Annotated in this window: 20 protein-coding genes and 3 tRNA genes; 15 read left to right on the top strand and 8 right to left on the bottom strand. The window is 43.7% G+C overall.

Features of this window, described 5'->3' with window-relative positions:
- Positions 1 to 808: hypothetical protein (locus tag M1125_01870; protein ID MCL5404569.1), on the bottom strand; the 808-nt coding region annotated here is incomplete at its 3' end.
- A 40-nt stretch (positions 809 to 848) separates the two neighbouring features.
- A tRNA-Leu gene (locus M1125_01875) sits at positions 849 to 934 on the bottom strand.
- An 83-nt stretch (positions 935 to 1017) separates the two neighbouring features.
- Between M1125_01875 and M1125_01880 the strand changes: the two genes are divergently transcribed.
- Both M1125_01880 and ychF read left to right on the top strand, forming a co-directional pair.
- Complete coding sequence (locus M1125_01880) at positions 1018 to 2334, top strand: APC family permease (GenBank protein ID MCL5404570.1); 1317 nt, start codon at positions 1018 to 1020, stop codon at positions 2332 to 2334.
- Between the two features lie 7 nt (positions 2335 to 2341).
- On the top strand, positions 2342 to 3514 hold the full coding sequence (gene ychF / locus M1125_01885) for a YchF-related putative GTPase (GenBank protein MCL5404571.1): 1173 nt from the start codon (positions 2342 to 2344) through the stop codon (positions 3512 to 3514).
- Here ychF and M1125_01890 read toward each other — a convergent pair whose 3' ends face one another.
- The gene (locus tag M1125_01890; protein MCL5404572.1) at positions 3515 to 4066 is read right to left on the bottom strand and encodes a hypothetical protein; all 552 of its coding nucleotides are present in this window, start codon (positions 4064 to 4066) and stop codon (positions 3515 to 3517) included.
- A 133-nt stretch (positions 4067 to 4199) separates the two neighbouring features.
- On the opposite strand from M1125_01890, the gene M1125_01895 reads away from it, so the two are divergent.
- Complete coding sequence (locus M1125_01895; GenBank protein ID MCL5404573.1) at positions 4200 to 4355, top strand: preprotein translocase subunit Sec61beta; 156 nt, start codon at positions 4200 to 4202, stop codon at positions 4353 to 4355.
- Between the two features lie 9 nt (positions 4356 to 4364).
- Here the strand turns inward: M1125_01895 and M1125_01900 are convergent, their stop codons facing one another.
- Complete coding sequence (locus M1125_01900; protein ID MCL5404574.1) at positions 4365 to 4976, bottom strand: hypothetical protein; 612 nt, start codon at positions 4974 to 4976, stop codon at positions 4365 to 4367.
- A gap of 295 nt (positions 4977 to 5271) precedes the next feature.
- Between M1125_01900 and M1125_01905 the strand changes: the two genes are divergently transcribed.
- The 8 genes from M1125_01905 to M1125_01940 all read left to right on the top strand — a co-directional run bounded on the left by M1125_01905 (position 5272) and on the right by M1125_01940 (position 11827).
- The gene (locus M1125_01905) at positions 5272 to 6819 is read left to right on the top strand and encodes an NAD(P)H-hydrate dehydratase (GenBank protein ID MCL5404575.1); all 1548 of its coding nucleotides are present in this window, start codon (positions 5272 to 5274) and stop codon (positions 6817 to 6819) included.
- A gap of 21 nt (positions 6820 to 6840) precedes the next feature.
- Positions 6841 to 8736, top strand: a complete 1896-nt coding sequence (locus M1125_01910) for an arginine--tRNA ligase (GenBank protein MCL5404576.1) — start codon at positions 6841 to 6843, stop codon at positions 8734 to 8736.
- 38 nt (positions 8737 to 8774) lie between these two features.
- Positions 8775 to 8878 (top strand) — tRNA-Arg (locus M1125_01915).
- Positions 8879 to 8892: 14 nt separating this feature from the next.
- Entirely contained in the window at positions 8893 to 9933 is a 1041-nt protein-coding gene (locus tag M1125_01920) for a hypothetical protein (GenBank protein ID MCL5404577.1), read from the top strand.
- 9 nt (positions 9934 to 9942) lie between these two features.
- Positions 9943 to 10440 carry a DUF460 domain-containing protein gene (locus M1125_01925; GenBank protein ID MCL5404578.1) on the top strand — a complete coding sequence of 166 codons (498 nt, stop codon included), beginning with the start codon at positions 9943 to 9945 and terminating at the stop codon, positions 10438 to 10440.
- Between the two features lie 135 nt (positions 10441 to 10575).
- A complete protein-coding gene (locus M1125_01930; GenBank protein ID MCL5404579.1) occupies positions 10576 to 11259 on the top strand; it encodes a hypothetical protein in 684 nt (227 codons plus the stop codon).
- A gap of 18 nt (positions 11260 to 11277) precedes the next feature.
- Positions 11278 to 11352: transfer RNA gene (locus tag M1125_01935), tRNA-Glu, on the top strand.
- Between the two features lie 94 nt (positions 11353 to 11446).
- A complete protein-coding gene (locus M1125_01940; GenBank protein ID MCL5404580.1) occupies positions 11447 to 11827 on the top strand; it encodes a hypothetical protein in 381 nt (126 codons plus the stop codon).
- A 194-nt stretch (positions 11828 to 12021) separates the two neighbouring features.
- On the opposite strand, the gene M1125_01945 is transcribed toward M1125_01940, so the two are convergent.
- From M1125_01945 to M1125_01955, 3 genes are read right to left on the bottom strand one after another with little or no spacing between them, the layout of a single operon-like run.
- The gene (locus tag M1125_01945) at positions 12022 to 13431 is read right to left on the bottom strand and encodes a hypothetical protein (protein MCL5404581.1); all 1410 of its coding nucleotides are present in this window, start codon (positions 13429 to 13431) and stop codon (positions 12022 to 12024) included.
- A gap of 8 nt (positions 13432 to 13439) precedes the next feature.
- Positions 13440 to 14639 (bottom strand): CRISPR-associated endonuclease Cas1, encoded by a 1200-nt coding sequence (gene cas1 / locus M1125_01950; protein MCL5404582.1) that lies wholly within the window; start codon positions 14637 to 14639, stop codon positions 13440 to 13442.
- Positions 14640 to 14652: 13 nt separating this feature from the next.
- The gene (locus M1125_01955) at positions 14653 to 15561 is read right to left on the bottom strand and encodes a hypothetical protein (GenBank protein MCL5404583.1); all 909 of its coding nucleotides are present in this window, start codon (positions 15559 to 15561) and stop codon (positions 14653 to 14655) included.
- A 126-nt stretch (positions 15562 to 15687) separates the two neighbouring features.
- Here M1125_01955 and M1125_01960 point away from each other — a divergent pair, with 126 nt between their 5' ends.
- From M1125_01960 to M1125_01975, 4 genes are all read left to right on the top strand, one after another.
- Positions 15688 to 16350 carry a hypothetical protein gene (locus M1125_01960; protein ID MCL5404584.1) on the top strand — a complete coding sequence of 221 codons (663 nt, stop codon included), beginning with the start codon at positions 15688 to 15690 and terminating at the stop codon, positions 16348 to 16350.
- A gap of 77 nt (positions 16351 to 16427) precedes the next feature.
- Positions 16428 to 16739, top strand: coding sequence for a hypothetical protein (locus tag M1125_01965; GenBank protein ID MCL5404585.1), 312 nt, complete (start codon positions 16428 to 16430; stop codon positions 16737 to 16739).
- Between the two features lie 4 nt (positions 16740 to 16743).
- On the top strand, positions 16744 to 17028 hold the full coding sequence (locus tag M1125_01970) for a hypothetical protein (GenBank protein ID MCL5404586.1): 285 nt from the start codon (positions 16744 to 16746) through the stop codon (positions 17026 to 17028).
- Between the two features lie 262 nt (positions 17029 to 17290).
- Entirely contained in the window at positions 17291 to 19948 is a 2658-nt protein-coding gene (locus tag M1125_01975; protein MCL5404587.1) for a hypothetical protein, read from the top strand.
- A 678-nt stretch (positions 19949 to 20626) separates the two neighbouring features.
- Here the strand turns inward: M1125_01975 and M1125_01980 are convergent.
- Complete coding sequence (locus tag M1125_01980) at positions 20627 to 21058, bottom strand: hypothetical protein (GenBank protein ID MCL5404588.1); 432 nt, start codon at positions 21056 to 21058, stop codon at positions 20627 to 20629.
- Positions 21059 to 21128 lie beyond the last annotated feature (70 nt).

A 21128-nucleotide genomic window follows, 5' to 3' on the forward strand; every position in this document is an offset into this window, starting at 1 on the left:
GAAGGTTTGTAGTCTTTGGCGCGAATCCCAGGTATATTGTTATTGCGGAATTTGCAGGTATGCCGTTTTGTAGCTTTAACCACGCAGTAATTGTGCCGGAATCATTGCTCTCTATCCATGCAGGTATTATTGCACCCCCATCATAGAAGAATTCGAAGTTCGCAGCATTTCCGTTATATGTCAAGTAACTGGAATAATCCGATTCAGGTATCTGAACCTCTTGCTGGAATGGTGCAGGTGTTGCTGTGCCCTGCGAATTAGTTATCACCACATTTGCATAATTTGTTATTCCAGAAGGCAGGGCGAATGATGTTGACGTAGTCGCAGTTGCGGAACTTGGAGTCAGCCCTGCTATTGTAACAGTTGCGATTTGCGACACCAGGTTAGAATAACTTGCCTCGTCATACTGCGCCCATATATGCCCACCCGCTCTGCTGCTGGATGAATCTATCGTGAAAGAATACGTGCCTGACATGCCGCTTTTCATGTCACCTGCGTTTACCGATGGATATCCTGCGCAAGAAGAAGGCGCAGGAGCGCCGTTGGGCACGAAGCACAGGACTACGTTGCTCCATGCAGTGCCTGTTGCCTGGCCTATGGTTGCAGTGAAAGTTGTTCCATGCGCAACAGGCCCGCTGCAAAGGAAGCCAGAATTCGGAAGGCATGTAGTGCCTACCAGAGAAGCAGAGCTGAAAACCCCAAGAGAGAACAGCGCTGCAAGCACTATTGCAATAATCAGTATCGCCCATCCGTATGTCATCAGGTATTCCATGGCGCTTTGCGCTTTGCGCTCGGATTCTAGCTGCATGATACCAAGTAAGATTAACAGGAAATAGATTTATACTTAATGCAGGGAGAGAGATTTGAACTCTCGAACCCGCTAAGGGAACGGGCCCTAAACCCGTCGCATTTGACCAGGCTTTGCTATCCCTGCACAAATCGCTATCTATCGCATATCTTTTTTATTAATCTATAAATAAATGAGCTTCGCAGCTTTATAAAAACAAGTGCCTTTGTATGCCGAAAAAGATAAGCGTGCCTGTGGCAACCGCGGTTGCGCTCGGCGCCATAATAGGCGCAGGTATATTCGTGCTTAGCGGAACAGCGATAGCCCTTGCAGGCACCTACGCCCTGGTGGCGTTTATATTCGTAGGCATAGTCGCAATACTTATTGCATTTCAGCTGGGCGAGCTGGGCTCAATAATGCCAAAGGCCAAAGGCGCAGCGTATTCGTTCGTTTATGAAGCTTTCGGGAGCCAGCTTGGCTTTATAACTGGCGTTCTGCTTTACTTCAGCTTTGCAACCGCAATATCAGCAGTTGCCCTGGGCTTCGGCTCGTACGCTTCAAGCTTCCTGGGCTTGGGCAGCGGCTATTCGATTTACCTTGCAATCGCGCTCATATTCGTGCTGTCCATTGTCAATATATACGGCATAAAGAAGGCAGCAAAGATGGATTTCGGCCTTGTTGTAGTGAAGATAGGCATACTCTCCATATTCGTTGCATTTGCAGTGATATTCGCGCTTTCTGGTGCAAGCCACTTCAGCCTTTCATATCTTGCAACACCTGCAAGCAAGGTGGGCCTTGCAGCCATTTTTGCGGCAAGCGTAGCCATATTCTTCGCATACTCAGGATTTCAGTCCATAAGCACATTTACGTTAGATGTGGACGGCGGCCCGAACATGGCAGCACGGGCAATACTGTATTCGGTAGTCATAAGCATGATAGTATACATATTGGTTGTGCTGGCGCTCATGCTGCTCGTGCCTGTAGCAAAGTTTACTGTTGCAGCAGACCCGCTGGCATTTGCGCTAAGCTATATACACGCGCCAGGCTACATATCGACAATAATAGACATAGGGGCAATGATAGCAACAACTTCCGCCACACTTGCAATGATACTCACATCTTCAAGGATATTATACCAAATAGGCAAGGACAGGCTTTTGCCACATCCTGTAACTAGGTTTAACAGGAAAAGGGACGTTGCAGTCAACGGCGTTGTAATATCTGCAGTGATAGGCGTAATAATGCTTTTCTCCGGGAACATATACATAATAGCTGCAATAAGCAATTTCGGCCTTCTATTCTCGTATTTGCTGGCAAGCTTTGCAGTCATACATTTCAGGCGCATAAAAAGGCTCGGAAGCTTCAAAACACCCTTATACCCTTACGTGCCGATAGTCTCAATCGTTGCGGTCATGGCATTCATGATAGGCATGCCAAAAGAGGCCCTTGTGCTTGGCGTAATGATTATAATATCGCTCATTGTTATCTACTACGCAATAATTGAGATAGACAAGAAAAGGCCGGTAAAGGAAAAGCTTTTCAGGTAGGTAATGCATGATAATCGGAATAATAGGCGCCCCTAACAAGGGCAAAAGCACGCTGTTCTCGGCAATGACGATGGTCGACGCCAAGATTGCAAATTATCCATTCACCACAGTGGACCCAAATAAGGGCGTTTGCTATGCAAGTGCGGAGTGCGCTGAAGCCAAAATAGGGAAGAAGTGCAACCCAAGAAATTCGATATGCATGAACGGGCACAGGTTCATACCTATAAACGTGGTAGATGTCGCAGGCCTCGTTCCAGGGGCCCACGAAGGCAAGGGCATGGGCAACCAGTTTCTCAGCGACCTGTCAATGGCTGATGCATTCATAATAGTTGTTGACGCTACCGGCAAAACCGACCAGGAGGGCAACAGCTGCGACTACTCCGACCCTGCCGAAGACGTCAAAATGGTGGTGGACGAGCTTGTTGAATGGATATCGGGAATCATAGAACGGCATATGCCTTCGCTCAGCAAAAGGGATGACGGCATAGCCGCGATGTGCGAACTGCTGACAGGGCTTAAGATAGGAAAGCGCGAAATAGAGGAAACCATCGACAAGCTGGCACTTACATCATCAAGGATAAACTGGAACGATGTGGGAATTGAGCGCTTTTCAAGGTCCATACTGATGGCCTCAAAGCGTTTCATCGTTGCGGCAAACAAATCAGATGCCAAATCAGAGAAGGCTATGGCATCGCTTAGGCAGTATTGCAGCAGCAATTCAATAGCAGTGGTAGAATGCTCTGCAGCAATAGAACTGGCCCTGCGCAAGGCTTCCTCTTCGGGGGCAATACGCTACGAGCCGGGATCAAGGAGCTTCGAGGTAACTGGCACCATCAACGAAGAGCAGGGCAAGGCGCTTGAAAGAATGGCAGCCTTCCTTAAGAATCAAGGCACCAACGTGCAGGAGCTCATAAACACGCTGGTCTTCAGCACAATGCACTTCATAGTGGTGTATCCCGTAGAGGACGAAAACAAATTCACAGACCATTACGGAAACGTGCTTCCTGACGCAGTGCTCCTTGCTGACGGCTCGACTGCGCAGGAGCTTGCTGCCGCCATACATTCGGAAATAGCGAAGAACATGCTCTACGCGATAAACGCAATCACGAAGATGAGAATAGGGAAGGACCACAAGCTTGCAGATGGGGACATAATAAAGATAGTAAGCGCTGCAAGATAGCTATTTCCTGACCCTGTTGAGAACTGCAATGAGCGTGGAAAACACTATTACTATCACTACGGGTATGCCTATCATGTACTCCTCAAAGTCCTGCAGCGGTATGATCGTAGAAGGGCCTGCATAATAGAGTATTATATACGCTATTACTATGACTACTGCATAGACTATTGAAGAATAAACTCCGTTCAGCACTCCGAGCTTTGTCGCGGTCTTAGTGTCTTCCGATCCCTCTCCAACTCTGTGGCCTATCCAAACCGATATAATCAATGGAAGTATTATTGCGCCCGGAAGATAAAGTATGTATTTGCCCATGCTGGTATAGAAGGCAGTATTGATATGCAGAAGCCCCCCGCCGCTGAACAGGCTTGGCACGACAGTTTCAAAGGCTATGCCTATTACTATGATGAATACCCATAAAAACATAGGCCCGACAAGGCTTATGTCGCGTTTTCGCCTTGCAGCCTTTGCTTCAGGTATCTGGCTCATCGGACTCTTTATCCAAGGGCTGCTGCTCTCTATATCTGTTCCGTCATCGTCGCTTTGCACCGCCACCTTATCACACCACTCATCTAATATATCTGTGAACAATTAAATATTAAAATAGTGGCATTATGACAGCAGCGCATGCAAATGCAGAAACCGCAACCTCTATTAATATTTTGCACCAAACTCCTAATGTGATTAAGTGGCTTCATTATTCTCACCTCAGTCGCAGGCAGGCGTACTGAGCTTTTACGATGCCCCGTCTAAAGGCCCAAAGATAAATCCAAAATTCGTGCTTGTGGCTGTGATAATCTTTGCCCTTGCAGTAATACTGATGGACCATTTCATATACGCATGAGCGCATTGCTCACGCAGCCCTGAATATATCCTTCCTGACTTCCGTGACTTCTCCGCTTTCAGCTATGACGTACAGGACCGACCTTACTGCCTCATCCTGCATCTTGCACTCTTTTGCTATGTCGCTTACCTGCATGCTCTTCTTGCTTATTATTGCCATAATCTGTGGTATCGTTGAGTTTATGAAAGAGCGCATGACTATGTAAAACTTCTTGTTGAAAGCCCTTGTGCCCACAACAACACCGCGCCTTATGCTGTCTTCAAGCGCTGCGGATATCGCCGAAGCTTCGGATTCTGTCGGAACCACTACAAAGCCGTTCTTCTGGAGCTTGCTTATGTAAAGCTCTATGGCATTCTGCTGCACTGGCCTGCCTTGGATTGCTGCAGGCTCGAGGCCCGCTGCGGCTTCGCTATACTGCGGCTTGCCCTTGCGCATCAGGTATAAGTCATACACCCTTTTCTGTATGCTGTAGTGCGTTTTCTGGTTTTCATCCTTGAAAGGCGTTATAACCTTTTTCTTTATAAGGTCCTTGAATACGCCCTTTTCCTTTTCATCGAGTATCTTTGCCACCTCAGGAGTAGTGCGCATGTTGTACCTAAGCGTGTCAAGCTTTTTCAGCACAGATATCTCTTGCTGGCTAAGCTCCGGGCTTGCAGGCTGGGCATTTGCGGCAGGAGCTTCCCTAGCCTTCTGCGCAGCGCCTTCGCTCCCTGTAATAAGCTTTGCTATGTCGCTCCTCTTCGCTATTATGTAATAGCGGTCCTTGTAAGCTATAAAATCAAGGTCGTCCCCTGGCCCAATCTCAAGCGACTTGACTATGTCGCGCGGTATGCTTATCGCAAGGCCATCCTTCGTCTTATAAACTTTAGCTATTCAAAACACCAGGTTTTTATTATTTTAATAATGAATTAATACGATGCAAAGTCTAAAAGAGTTTACCATATACACGAAAAAGTACTTCAGCATAGAGGATTCTTACGCCATACGGGCCAACGGCCAGGCAATGGGCATGGACGAAAAGATGATGGTTGAGAATGCTGGCTCAAAGATTGCTGACTACATAAGGCGCAGGCAAAAGGGAAAGCGCGTACTCTTTGCATGCGGCGTCGGCGGAAAGGGTGCCATAAGCATGTCCATAGCAAGGCACCTTATGAATTTCGCTGAAGTAAGCGTTGCGCTAATAGGCGATGCCTCAAGCATGCACAATGAAAGCGCCAAGTTCAATTTCAAGACCCTTGATGGAATATTGGACATAAAGGAAATAAGCCAGGACAACATTTCCGATCTTAGGAAGATGCTTTCCAATTCGGATGCTGTTGTAGACGGCATCCTCGGCGTAGGGATGCGCGGAAGGCTTTCCGGCCTTGTATCACAGGCTATCAAAGCCATTAACGAGTCAGGCAAATACGTCATGTCCATAGACGTTCCATCCGGCATAAACGCCGATACTGGCATGAAAAACATCCAGGCCGTAGAGCCAGATTTGCTCTTTGTGGTAAACAAGATGAAGGCTTACCTAAAAAGCGCGGGCCAGAGCTATGAGATCAGCGTGGTTGACATAGGGCTTCCCATAACGGCTGAGCTTTTTACTGGCCCTGGCGACGTGATGATAGCCACCAAGCCACGCGAGCTTTTTGCAAGCAAATACGACCACGGCAACGTCCTTGTCGTAGGGGGCAGCACGGATTACAAGGGCGCGCCGCTGCTGTCAGGCATGGCTTCCGAGCATGCGCTTGCCGCCCTTCGCACAGGCTCAGGATACGTGACCGTGTATGCGCCTGCAAATTCCTCAGAGCTTGTTCGAAGCATGAAGCCCGAGCTGATAGTGAAGCAGCTTTCGCCAAAGCAGCTTTCAGATGACGACGTAAAGGCAATCATTTCAACCAGGCATGAGGCAATGGTCCTGGGGCCAGGAATGCAAAATACCTACATGAGCGCAAAGCAGCTCAAATACATAATAAATGCAGAATACGACAAAGGCGTCCCGATGATAATAGATGCCGCAGGAATACGCATGCTCTCGCAGAACAAAAGCCTAATAAAAAAAGGTATGGTGATAACGCCGCATGACGGCGAGTTCAAGTACCTTTCAGGCATCGACACCTCAAAGAGGCCGCTGGAGATGCGCATACACGCAGCAATGGATTTTGCAAGCAATTACAAGTGCGTGCTTGTGCTCAAGGGCCATGAAACCATAATAACCAACGGCTCGCTGCTTAAAATAAACAGGCCAGCCAGCCCCGCGCTCGCCACAATGGGCAGCGGCGACGTACTTGCTGGCATGATAGCCGCATATGCGGCGCAGTGCAAGGAAAACCTTATCGAAGCTGCGACAGCCGCAGTATATGTCCATTCGAAAATAGGCGATGAGCTTTTCGCCGAGAAGGGCCTGCACATAACGGCTTCCGACATAATCGAGTCCATACCCAAAGCACTTAAGGGTTTTGACAGAATAAGCTACTAGCTTTTGCACAAGTGAAGCACAATGGAAGAGCAACCATACAAAAAGCTGCACAAGTCGATATACGGTGCATTGCTGAATGCCATTATGGCAAGCGGCTATGACGTGGATGAATCCACATTGCGCGATTCGATAGAACCCTCGAGGAACTTTGGGGACGTATCAACAAGCATAGCCCAGCGGATCGCAAGCGCCAAGGGCGCAAGCGCCAAGGAAGTTGCGGAGCGCATAATTGCAGCCCTAAAGAAGCCTGATGCGGTAGAAAGTGCAGACGCGGCGAACGGCTTCATAAACTTCAGCCTTGACCGGAGCAAATACTGCTCCAGCTCAATAGCGCAGCTTCTCAGCTCAGGCAGCATCTTCGCTTCCGAAGCAGGTGCTTCGAAAAAGGCAATAATAGAATATCCTAGCATAAACCCGGCGCACCCGATGCACATGGGCCAGGTCAGGAACGTGCTTCTCGGCGAAGCCATTGCCAACCTGATGGGCCGTGCAGGCTATGCCGTGGAGCGCGAGGATTACATAGACGACCTGGGTCTGCAGGTCGCACAAGTCGTATGGGGCCTTACGCACATGGAAAAGCTTGGCATGAAATTCGACCCTTCAAAGAAATTTGACCACATGATAGGGGAAATCTACGTCGCAGTAAACCGCATGCTCAAGGACGACGCAAGCATAAGCGAGGAAGTAAACAACCTGCTTCTTGCAATAGAGCAGCGCGGCACATACGAGTCCAAAATGGCCAGGGAAATGGCTGAGAATTTTGTGCTTGCAGAATACTCTACAATAATATCAATGGGCATATACCACGACGTGCTTGTATGGGAGAGCGACATAGTCCACGAGAAGCTGCTGGAATCTGCACTGAAGATACTTGAGGAAAAAGGAATAACGAGCAAGCCTGCGGATGGCAAGTATGCAAACTGCATAGTAATAGACCATTCAAAGATAGCAGGCATCCCTGATGAGTTCAAGGGCATGAAGGAGGGCACAAAGGTGCTTGTCAGGAGCAATGGAGCGCCGAACTACCTGGCAAAGGACATCGCATTCCACATGTGGAAGCTGGGCTTGATACCCGATACATTCAAGTACCACAAGTTCATGGACCAGGGCGCAATTAAGAAGCCGCTATATTCAACCGGCGAATCAGGAGTGCCAATGGAATTCGGCCGCGCTTCAAGGGCGGTCAATACCATCGACGCAAGGCAGAGCTACGAGCAGGCGATGGTAAAGCTCGCCATAAGGCTTGTCGGGGGCGCGTCGTACGAGGAAAGCATAAAGCACGTGGCTTATGGCGTGGTGGAGCTTGAGGACGCAGCGCTGTCTGGAAGGAAGGGCACATGGGTTGGCTACACGTGCGACGACCTTCTCAGGGAGGCGAAGGAAAAGGCCATGAAGCTCATAACCGAGCGATTCAAGCTCGGCGATGAAGAAAAGGAGGGCATAGCCTCAGACATAGGGATGTCCGCGATAAAATACGAGTTCCTTAAGCTGTCAAACGACAAGACGCTCACTTTCTCGTGGCAGCGCGCACTCAACTTCGAGGGCAATTCCGGGCCGTACTGCGAATACATGTATGCAAGGTCTGCAAGGCTCCTGGAGGATGCAGCTGCAAAGGGCTTTTCAACAGGCGCCATGCCTGAAGGCTATTCCGTAAGCGATGCAGAATTCATGCTTGTAAAGCACATCACGTACGCGCAGGAAATGCTCGAAAAGGCAGCAAGGGAATACAAGCCCAATATAATAGTGGAATATGTATCAAAGCTTGCGACCCTTTTCAGCAAGTTTTACGAGGAGGTGCCTGTGCTAAAGGCGCCTGATGAGGCAAGGGGCTTCAGGCTTTCCATAGTCAAGGCCTTCAACATGCTGATGAAGGAAGCGCTGCTCGCCCTTGGCATAAATCCCGTAGCAAGGATGTAAAACTATAAATTAATGCACTACACAAATCCATAAATATAGGGCCCGTAGCTCAGCTTGGATAGAGCGGCACCCTCCTAAGGTGAAGGTCGCGGGTTCAAAATGGTTTTGTTTAGGCAAAGCTGTGAAATTCCCGCCGGGCCCGAATAAGGTGATCTTATGGCATATGCAGAAGCAAAGGGACAAAAGAAAAAAGACGCAAAGGCAGTATTCCTTATCAAGCCCGCATCAAAGATGGGCGGTCTTGACTATCTGCACGTGGCGCTCATAGCTTTGGTCATAGTATTGGCGGCACTGGCATTTTCGCTTGCGAATTTCAAGACTACCATAGTGTGCCAGTACGGAATGTCGTCAAGCGGCGCATGCATAACTCCGAAATACAATGAATCGCAGGCGCTAGCCGCAGCATCAAAGGTCCTCGCAGGCTACCAGTATGTCAACACCTCGCTCTCAATCCTTGCGTATTACTCGCTGGTAAACCAGTCAAAGGCTTCATACATGCCTGCGACCAATTCATGGCTTGTAGTAGTGCCTTATAAGGATCCATTTTCCAATTCCATACTCAACGTGTCGCTGCAGTTCTACGGCTCAAACCTCACGCTTGAAACACCATACATACAGATGCTGCGCTCTCGAATAGTAACGAACAACAGCGTAGTCGCGCCTGGAGTGCTGCAGCTATCCGGAAAGACCTCCTGCGCCAGCACGCCGCCGATACCTGTTTACATGATAACCGACCCGTATGCGCCTGGCGCCATCGGCGCCATAGAGGAAGGCATAAACATGAGCAAGGAGTATGCAGGCAAGCTTAACATGAGCTACAAGTTCGTATTCTCAAGCTATTCCATAAGCAAGTACAGGGCATACGGAATACAGCAGACACAGCTTTTGGGCGCATATCTTGCATGCGCATCCGCACAGCCGAAGTTCGCGCAATTCGTAAGCACGCTTGGCAGCGTCTACGACGGGAACCCGCTGAGCAATGTCACTCTGTATTCCATGGCAAACGCCACAGGCTTCAACATGAGCGCATTCGGCCAGTGCATGGCAAGCGCGCCGACAACGCTTTCATACCAGGCCGAGCTGGCAAGCTTCTACAACGTAACATCAACCCCCATATTCATAGCAAACTGCAAATACGAAGCCATTCCAGAAACAGCACGCAACGCGATAAACTATTCGCTGGCCAGACTGGGCTGAGGAAATTGCTTGGCGCACATAATAGTTGGTGTTGACACAGGAAAGACCGTTGCGATAGCATGCCTAAGCCTTGAGGGCAAGATGCTGCTAACAGCCCACATGAAGAACGGCGGCATACAATGGCTCATAAACGAGATAAGGGAGACAGGCACCCCAAGCGTCATAGCAAGCGACAAAAAGGACAGGGGCGACACTATAAGGAGGGTCAATTCCGCATTCAATGCGATACTGTTCATGCCAAAATCCGACATATCAATGGCTGAGAAAAAGAGCGCTGCGAGAACTGCAACAATAAAGGACCAGCACGAGCGCGACGCGTATGTGGCGGCAGTAAAGGCTTATAATTATTACGCTAATAAGCTTAAACAGGCTGAGCGCATTGCTTCGAGCAAAAAAAGTGGCAACGTAGACGCGATACTTGACAAAGTAATAAAAAAGCACTCGATAAGCGAGGCGCTAAGCAACAAAAAGGCGAACAGGCAGGTCTCAAAAAGCGTATGGGGCTAAAAAGAACTAGGTGATAGTCTGGCGATCCTAAAGCAGAGAAACGCGAATGTTTCAATACCACGTGTTATACTCAACGAGTACAAGACCAGGCGCATACTCAACCTTTCCAACGCAGTGCCGATAAAGTCAATGCTCATGGCCATGCAGTACGCGACTAAATACGCCGGGCTGGTGTTCTCCAAAAATACAAGCAACCAGCGGCGCCTTTCGCGCATGCACACGTACAGCGCGCGGCTTTCAGCCCTTCTCGGAAAGCTGAACGCCAACGAGCCGGTTGATCCTGATGACCTGCACAGGGAGTTGAAGCTTGCAACAATCGCTTACACTAACCTGTTCTACGGTGCAAGCAGCAGGGACATAAGCTACTTCCTGTCGAGCTGCCTTAGCGAGAGCGTTGTGATAAGGGTGCCGCCTGAGCGCAACATAATAACAATGCCTGCGATATTTGCCGCAAACGGGATTAAGATAGGAAGGGCAACGCAGCTTCTACTAAAATCGCTGCACAGGAAATCGTTCATGGTGTTCAAGGATGCGTGCAAGGCTGCAACCATGGTTGAGCTTTTCCGTGCCTCATCCGCAATGGGCCCATCCAAGAGCGAGGCAGTCTCAAGGCTGGACTCCTATGCAAGCGAAATAGACGAAGTGCTTCGAAACATGGACTACTGGTCCAAGGATGCCGCTGCAAACTACAGCAAGAAGGTGGACCTTATAACAAAGCTTGCAGCGATGGAGAGCCATACTGGCATAAGTGCGACTGACATAATAGAAGGCAGCCTTGCGCCGTACAGCGATGCAAAGCATACAATTATAAGAAAATAGCGCGTAAATCTAAACTGTGCTCCCGTCGTCTAGTCCGGTCAAGGACGCAGGCCTCTCAAGTCTGAAACTCGGGTTCAAATCCCGGCGGGAGCATCTGAATATAGGGGTTATATATAAATCAAAGATTTTGAACATCTTTCGAACGTAAGATTTATGTATTTTACCTCCCTAACTTATTGGGGGTAAAATGGTTCAGAAAAAAATAACCAGTGCAGAATTGCGTTCGCTTGGCATAGCAGGAGTAATAGTTGCTGTTGTTCTTATCGCTGGAGGGTCTGGCAGTGGAACTTTTCAAACACATATCATCATATACCTCCTTTCAGCAATATTTGGGATACTGGGAATTGGCAGTATAGTAAAACCGGATAGCTTTGGGCCAATATTGGCTGCGCTAGTTAACGGGCTTCAAGGCTCTGGAAGCACCTTCTCTTCAAAAAGCAGAGCTAGTAGTTCCAGTAGTACCAAGAGCACATACATTTATCAAGATAATCGGGGTGCTAAAGGGCCAATCATAACGAGAGTTGGATCAGAAGGCGATGACAATATCAACACGGCAGACAACAAGTAAAAAGGATAATAAGGCAATCGGAGAAATGTAGATAGCCTTTGGGGGTTGCTTTAATTGCTGGGACGTTAGTTGGAGCTGCCACTACCGTAACACTAAATATTCTGCACATAGTTACTTTGGCCATATGCTTTGTAATAGGTGCTTTCTTCATCCACTCTAGTGTAAGAAAGAGGTATAGTTAAATGCATATAGGATCAGGAACTCAGTTGTAGATAATCTTTAATCAACTTTCTAGATAACTTAATCACATCTATCGTTTTACTGCTAATGTCAGCAAATTTTTTGTGCTCCATAATTTCCATATTTTGTTCTGAGTCTATATCTACAGACCCATGTCCTATATAGTTACGGAGATTCTGATAGGTATCTAAATCACTACCCTTGAAAGGTATATTTTTATTATTGAGAATTTTTTCTATGTATCTTCTTTTAAGACCAGATTCAGTGCGGCTACCACTGATATTTTTACCATATATCCATAAGTTTTGTATGTCTGCATACGCAGTTCCTTTTGCTAATTCATCGTTCCTGAACTCTCGTTTTGCCATAGTCTCTATAGATCTCCAAGCAGAGAAGAAAGACAGTTCTGGTATAAACCATGCACGGATAGCTTCTCCAGAGAAGATTATTGCTTTATCTAATAGTATATCAATATTCCCAAGTGCAAGTGTTTTGTTGGCTATGTCAGGCGCATTATGAATATTGCTTATTATTTCATTAGGTAGTACATCATCAAAAACAGGCAAGTCTGAGGTAAAGAATGGATCTAATATATCTTTATGCATATATGAACTTCTATCAAACATAATCAGAGATATTGAAAATTCGGCGCCAGCTGCAAAAAGTAAATGCCCCTGAACACGCCGGCGCATAGGTACGAATCCCTTATACCATCTTTCTGTTGAATCCTGATACAAATCCGATTTTAATTTAATTACTTTTTGAGAATCTTGTGCTGTAATCTGCGGTAGTTGATTTGTGCTTTGGTTTGGAATAGCGATATGCACAAACTGATTCGGAGTTAAATGTGCGAGCATGAAGTACTCAGAATCTTGTAACGCATTTCTGTTGACATATTCAGTTTGATTATACAGATCTATGAAATTTGTTTCATCAGCATCGATGGGGTTATTGAAAGTCTGGGTTTTATCTGCCCTTTCGAATCTGAGTATATATAGGAAAATTCCTAATGCCCATGCCCCTGTAATCCCTCCAAGAACTTCACGCAATGTTTCAATATTGACCTTAACTATAGAAAAATCGAAACTGATAAGTAATAAAATTAAGAGTATCGGTGCTGTTCGAATTAAGATGAGTATTGATCCAATTGCTATATATTTTATCCTATTCTTCCATCCAGAAGACCTCCTAAAACTCTGAAGAGCCTGTATTTTTTTAAATGAAAACACATACGCTATAAACCATTCATAAACAAAGATCGTATATGCGACAATGACTCCTACGATTGTTTCTGAGACAGCTATGGCCGGTTCCACTTTGAAATAAGCTAATCCTAAAAGCAAAAAAATCAAGAATAGTACAATTCCAGAACATAAACCGAGATAAATTAGGTGTTTATTTTTTAATATGCTGAATAAAGCCAAGTAATCACTCATATTTTTCTGAAAACTTTACCGTAGATTTTAATCTTCTTTCCCTCTTTTATGTGCTTCTTCATATACCACAGAGTTGACTTATTCACGCTTAACCTCTTGCGGTCTTGTGGAGTTAGGCTTAGCACCTTACTGCGGACACCTGTGCTGTCTTCACGCTTTATCTTGAACTCTGGTACTTTGAATTGTGGCTTGTCCGACTTGCCCATTATGTAGTTTGCAAGCAACCTGACGTTTTCGTACAGAATATTCTGGTAGCTGTAGTATTTACCATTGTATAACGCCCTTGCATTGAAGTTCAGCTTTATCTTCTCGATTAGTGCTTTAGCTGTGCTTTCCCTTAGCCTTATGTTGTAGTTCTCTGTTACGATAAAGTCCGCCTTCTTGAGCCTCTTTTCCTCTAGTAACTGTATTACAGATAGGTCTACCAGCCACCTATAAAGCTCTTGAACGTCGTAAACAAGCGAGGCTCTGCTGTTCGATAGCTCGTGCAAGAAGCTAATCGATGAATCAAGCCCTATGGAATTGAGGTCTTTCCTAACCTCTGATTCCAGTACAGCATAGCCATAGTTCAGCAAGGCGTTTATCTCATCTGAGGCGTTGCGGTTATGCGAGTTTAAGGTGTTGTTCCTGCTAACGAACTTGAACTCTGGGCACATTTTATTGAACACGTTTATGATCTGAGACCAGTAAATGTCTGCGATTCTACCCTCATACATCATAAGGTTGCGGTAATCGTAAGTTGTCTTCAACTTGAATATGGATTCTTTATTTGATTCTGAACTTATCGTATTTGCATCAATCTCGCTGTAGTATTTTGATAGCTCGCTCAGCAGATTTATGGACTGCTTGACCTTCTCCTTGATTATTGGGTATGCAATCCCATACCGCCTCTTCTCATCTTTATATATCTCATACTGCCTTAGCCTCAGTTTGCTTGATACCGTTTCTTTAGGCAACGTAACGCTTAGCAGATTGCCGTTCCAGTTGAGCATTGTGATAGAGATGTTGTGCTTTACCAGCCATCGCATAGCCTCGAAGCTTATACTGCCTGTATGCCCATCTACTATTACAGAGTCATGCTTTATCTGATGCGGATAGTATTCGTGCCTCTGGTTGTCCAGCTTGTTCTGAATGATTAGACGACGCTTATCTACGCTTATGTTAGTGCCGAATCCTGAGATTAGTAATGGGTTCATTTTGCATCACCATTTACCTAAGCGCACTAGGTTGCCATGAAGATTTTAGATAAGGTTTCTGTTTTGTATATTCTAACTGATCCAGATTTCTTATTGCTGAAGACCTAACCCAAGATATTAATCCAGCACTATGTTCTTTATTTTCATTCCTAAATCTTTTTTCCAGATTAAAAAGTTTTGTTCTATTCTCTTCTACTAATTTAGCTACAGACGGGTTGCAATACGTTTCCGTCAGGTAATTGAAAATGTCATTACTATAGTTTTCATTCAATGTGGTTGCGTCTTTAATTAGTTGGGTTACAACGATACTATCAGAATAATGCCCCAAAAGTTCTATCACCAATGATCGTATGCTATGTTGTTTATATGAGTCAAGGGAGTACACCTTTAAAAGCGAGTGCAAAATGCCCTTTGTCTGTATTATATCAGTAGGTTCAACACCTTTATTTATTTCGCCAAAAAGAAGCATGAAGATTGAATATCTTAGCTTGTCGTCTTTAATCTGTAACTTTTCTACAAATTTATCTAACTGAGTTCCATCTAAAATATATCTTTGTCTATACGCATCTAATTCGGTTAATACAAGCTGGATGTCTTCGCTTTTATCTGAATCAAGCAATTTTAGCACATTATTGATATGTTCTTTGATTTTAGTTGTTTCTTTGAAAAGTAAATATACTGCTTTTTTATCTGTTTCTTTTATTCCAAACTTCTGGATGTCGCCGTAGTAAATTCGGATGAGGATTTTGTCATCACATAAATCATTAATCTTTCGTTCTAACGTAACTTTACTATAGCCAACGATGTTTTGGTGCGCCACACTAAGTTTGGCGATTAAATCCCTTTTACGTATATATGGCATAGTTCCGAAGGCGTTCTTTATCTCTGCCAGAAGGTCTATATCGTTTTTTAATTTTTTCATATCAAAATACCTATTTTTCATATTCGTTCTATATATCAAATTGTATATCATTGTTAATATTAATCTATTTAAACCTTTCTATTAGACCATGCGCTGGAAAAAAGCGCAATATATGAAGTGGTTTCGATGAGATTCAGCAAAAGATACAGAAACTTTGAAGATTGGTTATTCACCCACGATAGGCATACTAGCTACATAAAACGTGTAGTCAGGTTACATTCGCTCTATCCTAAAGCGACTTTGGATCAGCTAAGGGGGCATGTTAAAATAGCTACAAAGAAGCTCAGTAAAAGCAAGCCAAAGCTCATATCCACAAGACCCTGGAACACGCTCAGCCCTAAAGAACAATTAGCAAGGGAGCGAGCTTTAGAGGTTCTGAGTCAAGCCAGGAGATCTAGATTATCACTATCAAAACTCGGCAAAGAACACGGAATATCGGTTAAATCAGTCCTAAAGGCTACTCGTGGCTTCAAGAAGGTAAAGGGTCGCTGGAAAGCAAAGAAGATAGACCATATCTCACGCATAATGGCAATAAACGAGAACGGCAAGGAGCTGTTCATAGAGGTAACTGATTCTCGCTATGCAACACTTATCGGCAAGTACCATAGCTCAGTAAAGGAATACCTCAACACTGGCAATACTGATGTTCTAGTCGATTTTGAAGATAAGAGAGTAAAGGATAGTTCAGGCAAGTGGCATACCCTTGAAACAAATCCCTCAGTTATACGTGAAATCAACGCAAGGCGAGAAGAGCCAGAGTTTTACGATATTTACCAGGTGAACGTATGATACAATGTCCATATTGCAAGCGCAGTTTTGGTAGTGAAGGGTCGTACAGGGTGCATAAGCACCGATTCCATAAAGGTATGGAATATAAGCAACCAGTATTTACGCATGAAGTGGTTCAGCAACCAACACCAGAGCCAGTTGAAGCTGAAAAAGGCATTGAAGAGTCAGACGTTATAACTGAGGATATCTACACGCCACTAAAGATGCGGTATGATGGTGCAATACCAGAACCACAGCCAGAGCAACCTAAACCACAAGAGCCAGAACACCATGATCATAGCATTGTAGAGCGAGGCAAAGATAGCGATGGTGACGGACTTGCCATTCTCGGTGGCATAGGGGCTATAGCAGTTGTTATCATTCTGGCATTACTGGGCAAGAAACAGTGATAACATGCATAAAAACGATAGAGATAGTGTTAAAATGACTGTAAAAATGGATGTAAAGATAAATGATAAAATAACGGATAATAATGATAAAAGGAGCATAAAAGAAGGTAAAAATACGGATAAAAAGCAGAAATTGTTATCAGATATTATCAGCTATTTCTTTGATTCAGCAGAAAAGAACAATCTGGATAACAAAAAGGTCAATAAGGTTGTAAAAGATGTTCAATACCTAGTCAAAAAAGACCCTAAACAGAGGGATACCAAGTGTTTTATATGCGAGAAAGATTAGAACTGCACCATATAGCAGGCAGAAACAACTCTGAGATGACTGTTTCTCTATGCGTACCATGCCACAATGAGATAACAAAGCATCAGAATACGTGGGATGTACGCTGGACTAATCAAAACAACACAGAAACACTACAAAACGGATTCATAATGCAAGGTATTAGGGAATTGCTTTTGCTGAAATACGTCAAAACAGGGGATTACACTTACTATTGCTTAGCAGATTCCCTATGTTATGGCGTAGGCAAAGCACTGGCGAGCAGATGAACGAAGGAATTAGCATAGCATTGCGATGTTATATAGACAACGAACTCAATCCACAGAACGATAACTTTACCTATTATAACGATAATTTAGTGTTTGTTTTTGACACAGAAACAACGATAGACCAGTATCAGAACCTAAAATTTGGGTCTTACAGCATATGGCAGAACGATAAACTGGATGAGTTTGGGCTGTTTTATGATAACAGTTTGGATAACAATGAAGTAAAAACGTTATCGGACTATTCCAATAAAAAGCACATAAAACTGATGACGAAAAGCCAATTTCTTGATTTGTTTATAAACATAGTCTATAAAAGAAGGGCAATTTGTGTTGGTTTTAATTTACCTTTTGACATATCGCGAATAGCGATAGATTATAGCGTATCCAGGAAAGATAGCAACGCCTTCTCTTTCAAGCTATTCGATAACGTCTATATACCTAGAATCATCATAAAGCACATCGATTCTAAACGTTCATTGATAAACTTCTCTACGCCTTACTCTAAAAACTATAAAAAAGTTAACAGATACAGAGGCATATTCGTTGATCTGAGAACGTTATCTTTTGCGTTAACCAACAATAATCACTCTCTTGAAAGTGCATGTAAACTGTTTAACGTTGAGCATAAAAAACTGAAGACTGAAGATCATGGCAAGATAACGCCAGAGTACATACAATACAACATAAACGATGTTTTTGCGTCTTATGACCTGTTTCTTGCATTGAAAAGCGAGTTTTCAAAGTATAAACTGTCAACACCACTGAGCAAACTGTTATCGCCAGCGTCTATAGGCAAGGAATACTTCAAGGAGATGGGCATCAAGCCGTTCCTAGAACTGAACCCCATGTTCCCTAAGCACTTGCTCGGATGGATAATGACCACCTATTACGGTGGTAGAACAGAAGTGCATATACGCAAGTCACCTGTAAAGGTATCATATATCGACTTTACATCCATGTATCCGTCGCAATTCGTATTACTCGGATTATGGGATTACGTTATCGCAGATAACATCGAAGTCATAGAAGATAACAAATTCGATAACTTGCTGGATAGCATACAGCTAAACGACCTTACAAACAAGGATTTATGGAAAACGCTCAATGGTATCGCTCTCGTGGACGTGGATAACGACATCTTGCCACTCAGAGCTAAATACAAAGGCAATGCGGCATACAATATAGGACTGAACTTTGCAAAAGGCAAGGCACTTTGGTACACTTATCCTGACATCATAGCGTCAAAACTGCTTACTGGCAAAGTACCTAAGATAATCAAGGCGTTTCGATTTGTTGCCAAAGGCAAACAGGGCAACCTACATTCAATAAACCTGTTTGGGAAGACAATAGATCCGTATAAAGACGATTTTATTCGCTATCTAATCGAGCATAGACTAGAGGTAAAGCAAAAATTGAAGCAAGACTCTGATAACAAAGATCTCAAGAAAGAGGACTTTATCGCCAAAATAATCGCAAATGCCACCTCTTATGGCATTTTCGTTGAAGTAAACACGCAAAACGAGAGGGTAAATGCAGAAATCTATGGAATAAATAAGTTTACGTGCGAGATAGACAAGAAAGAGCAGTTTGGCAGAGCGTTCAACCCTATTATTGCAACTATGTTAACATCAGGATCAAGGTTAATACTTGCCATGGTGGAAACAGTTGCACGTGAAAACCAAGGCTACTTTGCATATTGCGATACCGATTCACTCTTTGTTAACCCAGAATTAGTGGATAAGATTCAAGCATTCTTCAGGTCTCTGAATCCTTACACTACACCAGTTGAGATGTTCAAGGTAGAAAACGATGAGAATGGCAAGCCTCTAGACGATGTTTGGTTTTATGGCATTTCTGCAAAGCGGTATTGTATGTACAGCATGGAGAGCGGTAAAATCAACATCTTAAAGCATTCATCCCATGGCCTGGGTGGTTTGATAGGTATAAATGAAGATGGGGTAAAAGCTATTTGGAAAGATATACTAGGTCATCATTATAATACACTATCGAAAGCGGAGACAGAGAGCAAATATTCAAACAAATATGTGATTGGTAAACTTGCTTTGACTTCGCCGTTTGTCTTACGGCGTTTTAGACGCACAAACAAGAATAAAAAACTAAAGCCATTCAATTTTGTTATAGTTGGCATTGGGCATAGGTTGGATCCTTCAACCAGGGAACCAATAATACCCATGTTGGCTTACACCAAAAACACAGATATCGTGCCGTTTAGCTCATTTACTGATTACAAAACTGGCAAAGCGTATGTTGACAATACACAGTTTTATTGGAAACCGTTTTCAGAATTCCTCTTAGACTACATGAATCATAACGATGGCAAGTATGATGGGAATATAGGAGAGTTGAAAAGGAAACAAATTGATATCGGAGAGATAGAACACATCGGCAAAGAGTCAAACAACCTTGAAGAAAGCGAAGTTCTCGGCGTTTCTGACGATAATTATACCATATATGGTGCTAGAATTGATGAGAAACTGTGTAAGATAATCCCTAACCTAACTAATATAGATGCAAAACAAATTGGAATATCCAGAACAGAACTGTATTATCTTAATAAGATGGTTAAAGAAGGAAAGAAGATAAGAATGAAAAGGAAGACGTTGAGAAAACTATTAAATAACCTCTACTATTAGTTTAACTATGCCGGCTCGAAAACTAAAATCCTGGAGCTTAAAGGAGATAGCCCAGATAATAGTGATTCCGATCGTAATTGGAATAATCTCAAGCGCTATATATGCATACGTAGTAACTTCTACTGCTCCAGAGCCACTGATTTATATAAGAATCATACAGACCTCTTTTAACTTTCCAATTAATCAACCACATTATATAGCTATTCAATTTAGTAATTATGGCAAAGCTAATTGTGCATATATACACTTTAAGATAAACACGAGAGATGGTATCTTTATACTAACGCCGTCATCAAATATTACTATATATCCGCAGTCAATAATTAAAAGCGGAATTACATATGATAACAAAACAAATTCCGAATGGTTTACAGCTACTATGTCCAATATAGAACCATACGAGTATGGATATATCTCCTTCATAGTAAGTAATACAATCAAATATCCTGACAATCTCTATGTAAACATATCGGATCTTGAAGGATGCGCTTCTCAATACAGGATATTTACTTATGCTCAACTAGAAAATAACTCATCTCTTGTGAATGCGAAGAATTTAACTATAACTTGATAGAAAGATGTAGATTCCGTACATATAGATATAATGAAATTGGTATGTACTAAACTATAGATAAATATTATATTATAAAACAGTCATTTAGGGTGGCCCTCAAAGTTCTATCTTTTTTCTAAGAAGATGGCTAAACCCATCCCTGCAAAAACGACAACTATAGAAATGATTGAAGATAGGATTACATCAAAACTTACTACAGCAGGGGTTAAACTGGAAAGATCAGGCCAGAAAAGATAAAGGCCCACTAATGCTCCCATTCCAAATATTAATGTTTTATATTTCATTTTTAGACCGTTTTCGAAATCCTGAATAATCCAAATAATAGCTAATGCTCCAATGATTATTGCCATTGTGGATCCAAAATAAGCCATTGTGTTTGCAAAAGTAGGGGCCATAGATATGGCGGTGCCTATTATAATTTTGTGTGCCTGAGACAGAGCATAAATTAATTCAGAGTCTATTACTTGTATTACAGGCATGAAAAACCCGGAAATGAATATGCTTGCATAAATCTCCTTTTCTATTAGTTTTGGCATAATTTTTTTTAGTCTGAACTGATATTTATAACTTTCATAAATCTGAAAATGTGTTCAAAATCTTTGATTT

This window comes from Candidatus Marsarchaeota archaeon (genome assembly GCA_023485295.1).
Classification (GTDB): Archaea; Micrarchaeota; Micrarchaeia; order Micrarchaeales; family Micrarchaeaceae; genus Micrarchaeum_A.

Coding starts and splice junctions, on each gene's coding strand:
- M1125_01880 (MCL5404570.1), top strand. CDS start 1,018: ATGCCGAAAAAGATAAGCGTGCCTGTGGCAACCGCGGTTGCGCTCGGC.
- ychF (MCL5404571.1), top strand. CDS start 2,342: ATGATAATCGGAATAATAGGCGCCCCTAACAAGGGCAAAAGCACGCTG.
- M1125_01905 (MCL5404575.1), top strand. CDS start 5,272: ATGCAAAGTCTAAAAGAGTTTACCATATACACGAAAAAGTACTTCAGC.
- M1125_01910 (MCL5404576.1), top strand. CDS start 6,841: ATGGAAGAGCAACCATACAAAAAGCTGCACAAGTCGATATACGGTGCA.
- M1125_01920 (MCL5404577.1), top strand. CDS start 8,893: ATGGCATATGCAGAAGCAAAGGGACAAAAGAAAAAAGACGCAAAGGCA.
- M1125_01930 (MCL5404579.1), top strand. CDS start 10,576: ATGGCCATGCAGTACGCGACTAAATACGCCGGGCTGGTGTTCTCCAAA.
- M1125_01940 (MCL5404580.1), top strand. CDS start 11,447: ATGGTTCAGAAAAAAATAACCAGTGCAGAATTGCGTTCGCTTGGCATA.
- cas1 (MCL5404582.1), bottom strand. CDS start 14,639: ATGAACCCATTACTAATCTCAGGATTCGGCACTAACATAAGCGTAGAT.
- M1125_01955 (MCL5404583.1), bottom strand. CDS start 15,561: ATGAAAAAATTAAAAAACGATATAGACCTTCTGGCAGAGATAAAGAAC.
- M1125_01960 (MCL5404584.1), top strand. CDS start 15,688: ATGAGATTCAGCAAAAGATACAGAAACTTTGAAGATTGGTTATTCACC.
- M1125_01965 (MCL5404585.1), top strand. CDS start 16,428: ATGGAATATAAGCAACCAGTATTTACGCATGAAGTGGTTCAGCAACCA.
- M1125_01970 (MCL5404586.1), top strand. CDS start 16,744: ATGCATAAAAACGATAGAGATAGTGTTAAAATGACTGTAAAAATGGAT.
- M1125_01975 (MCL5404587.1), top strand. CDS start 17,291: ATGAACGAAGGAATTAGCATAGCATTGCGATGTTATATAGACAACGAA.
- M1125_01980 (MCL5404588.1), bottom strand. CDS start 21,058: ATGCCAAAACTAATAGAAAAGGAGATTTATGCAAGCATATTCATTTCC.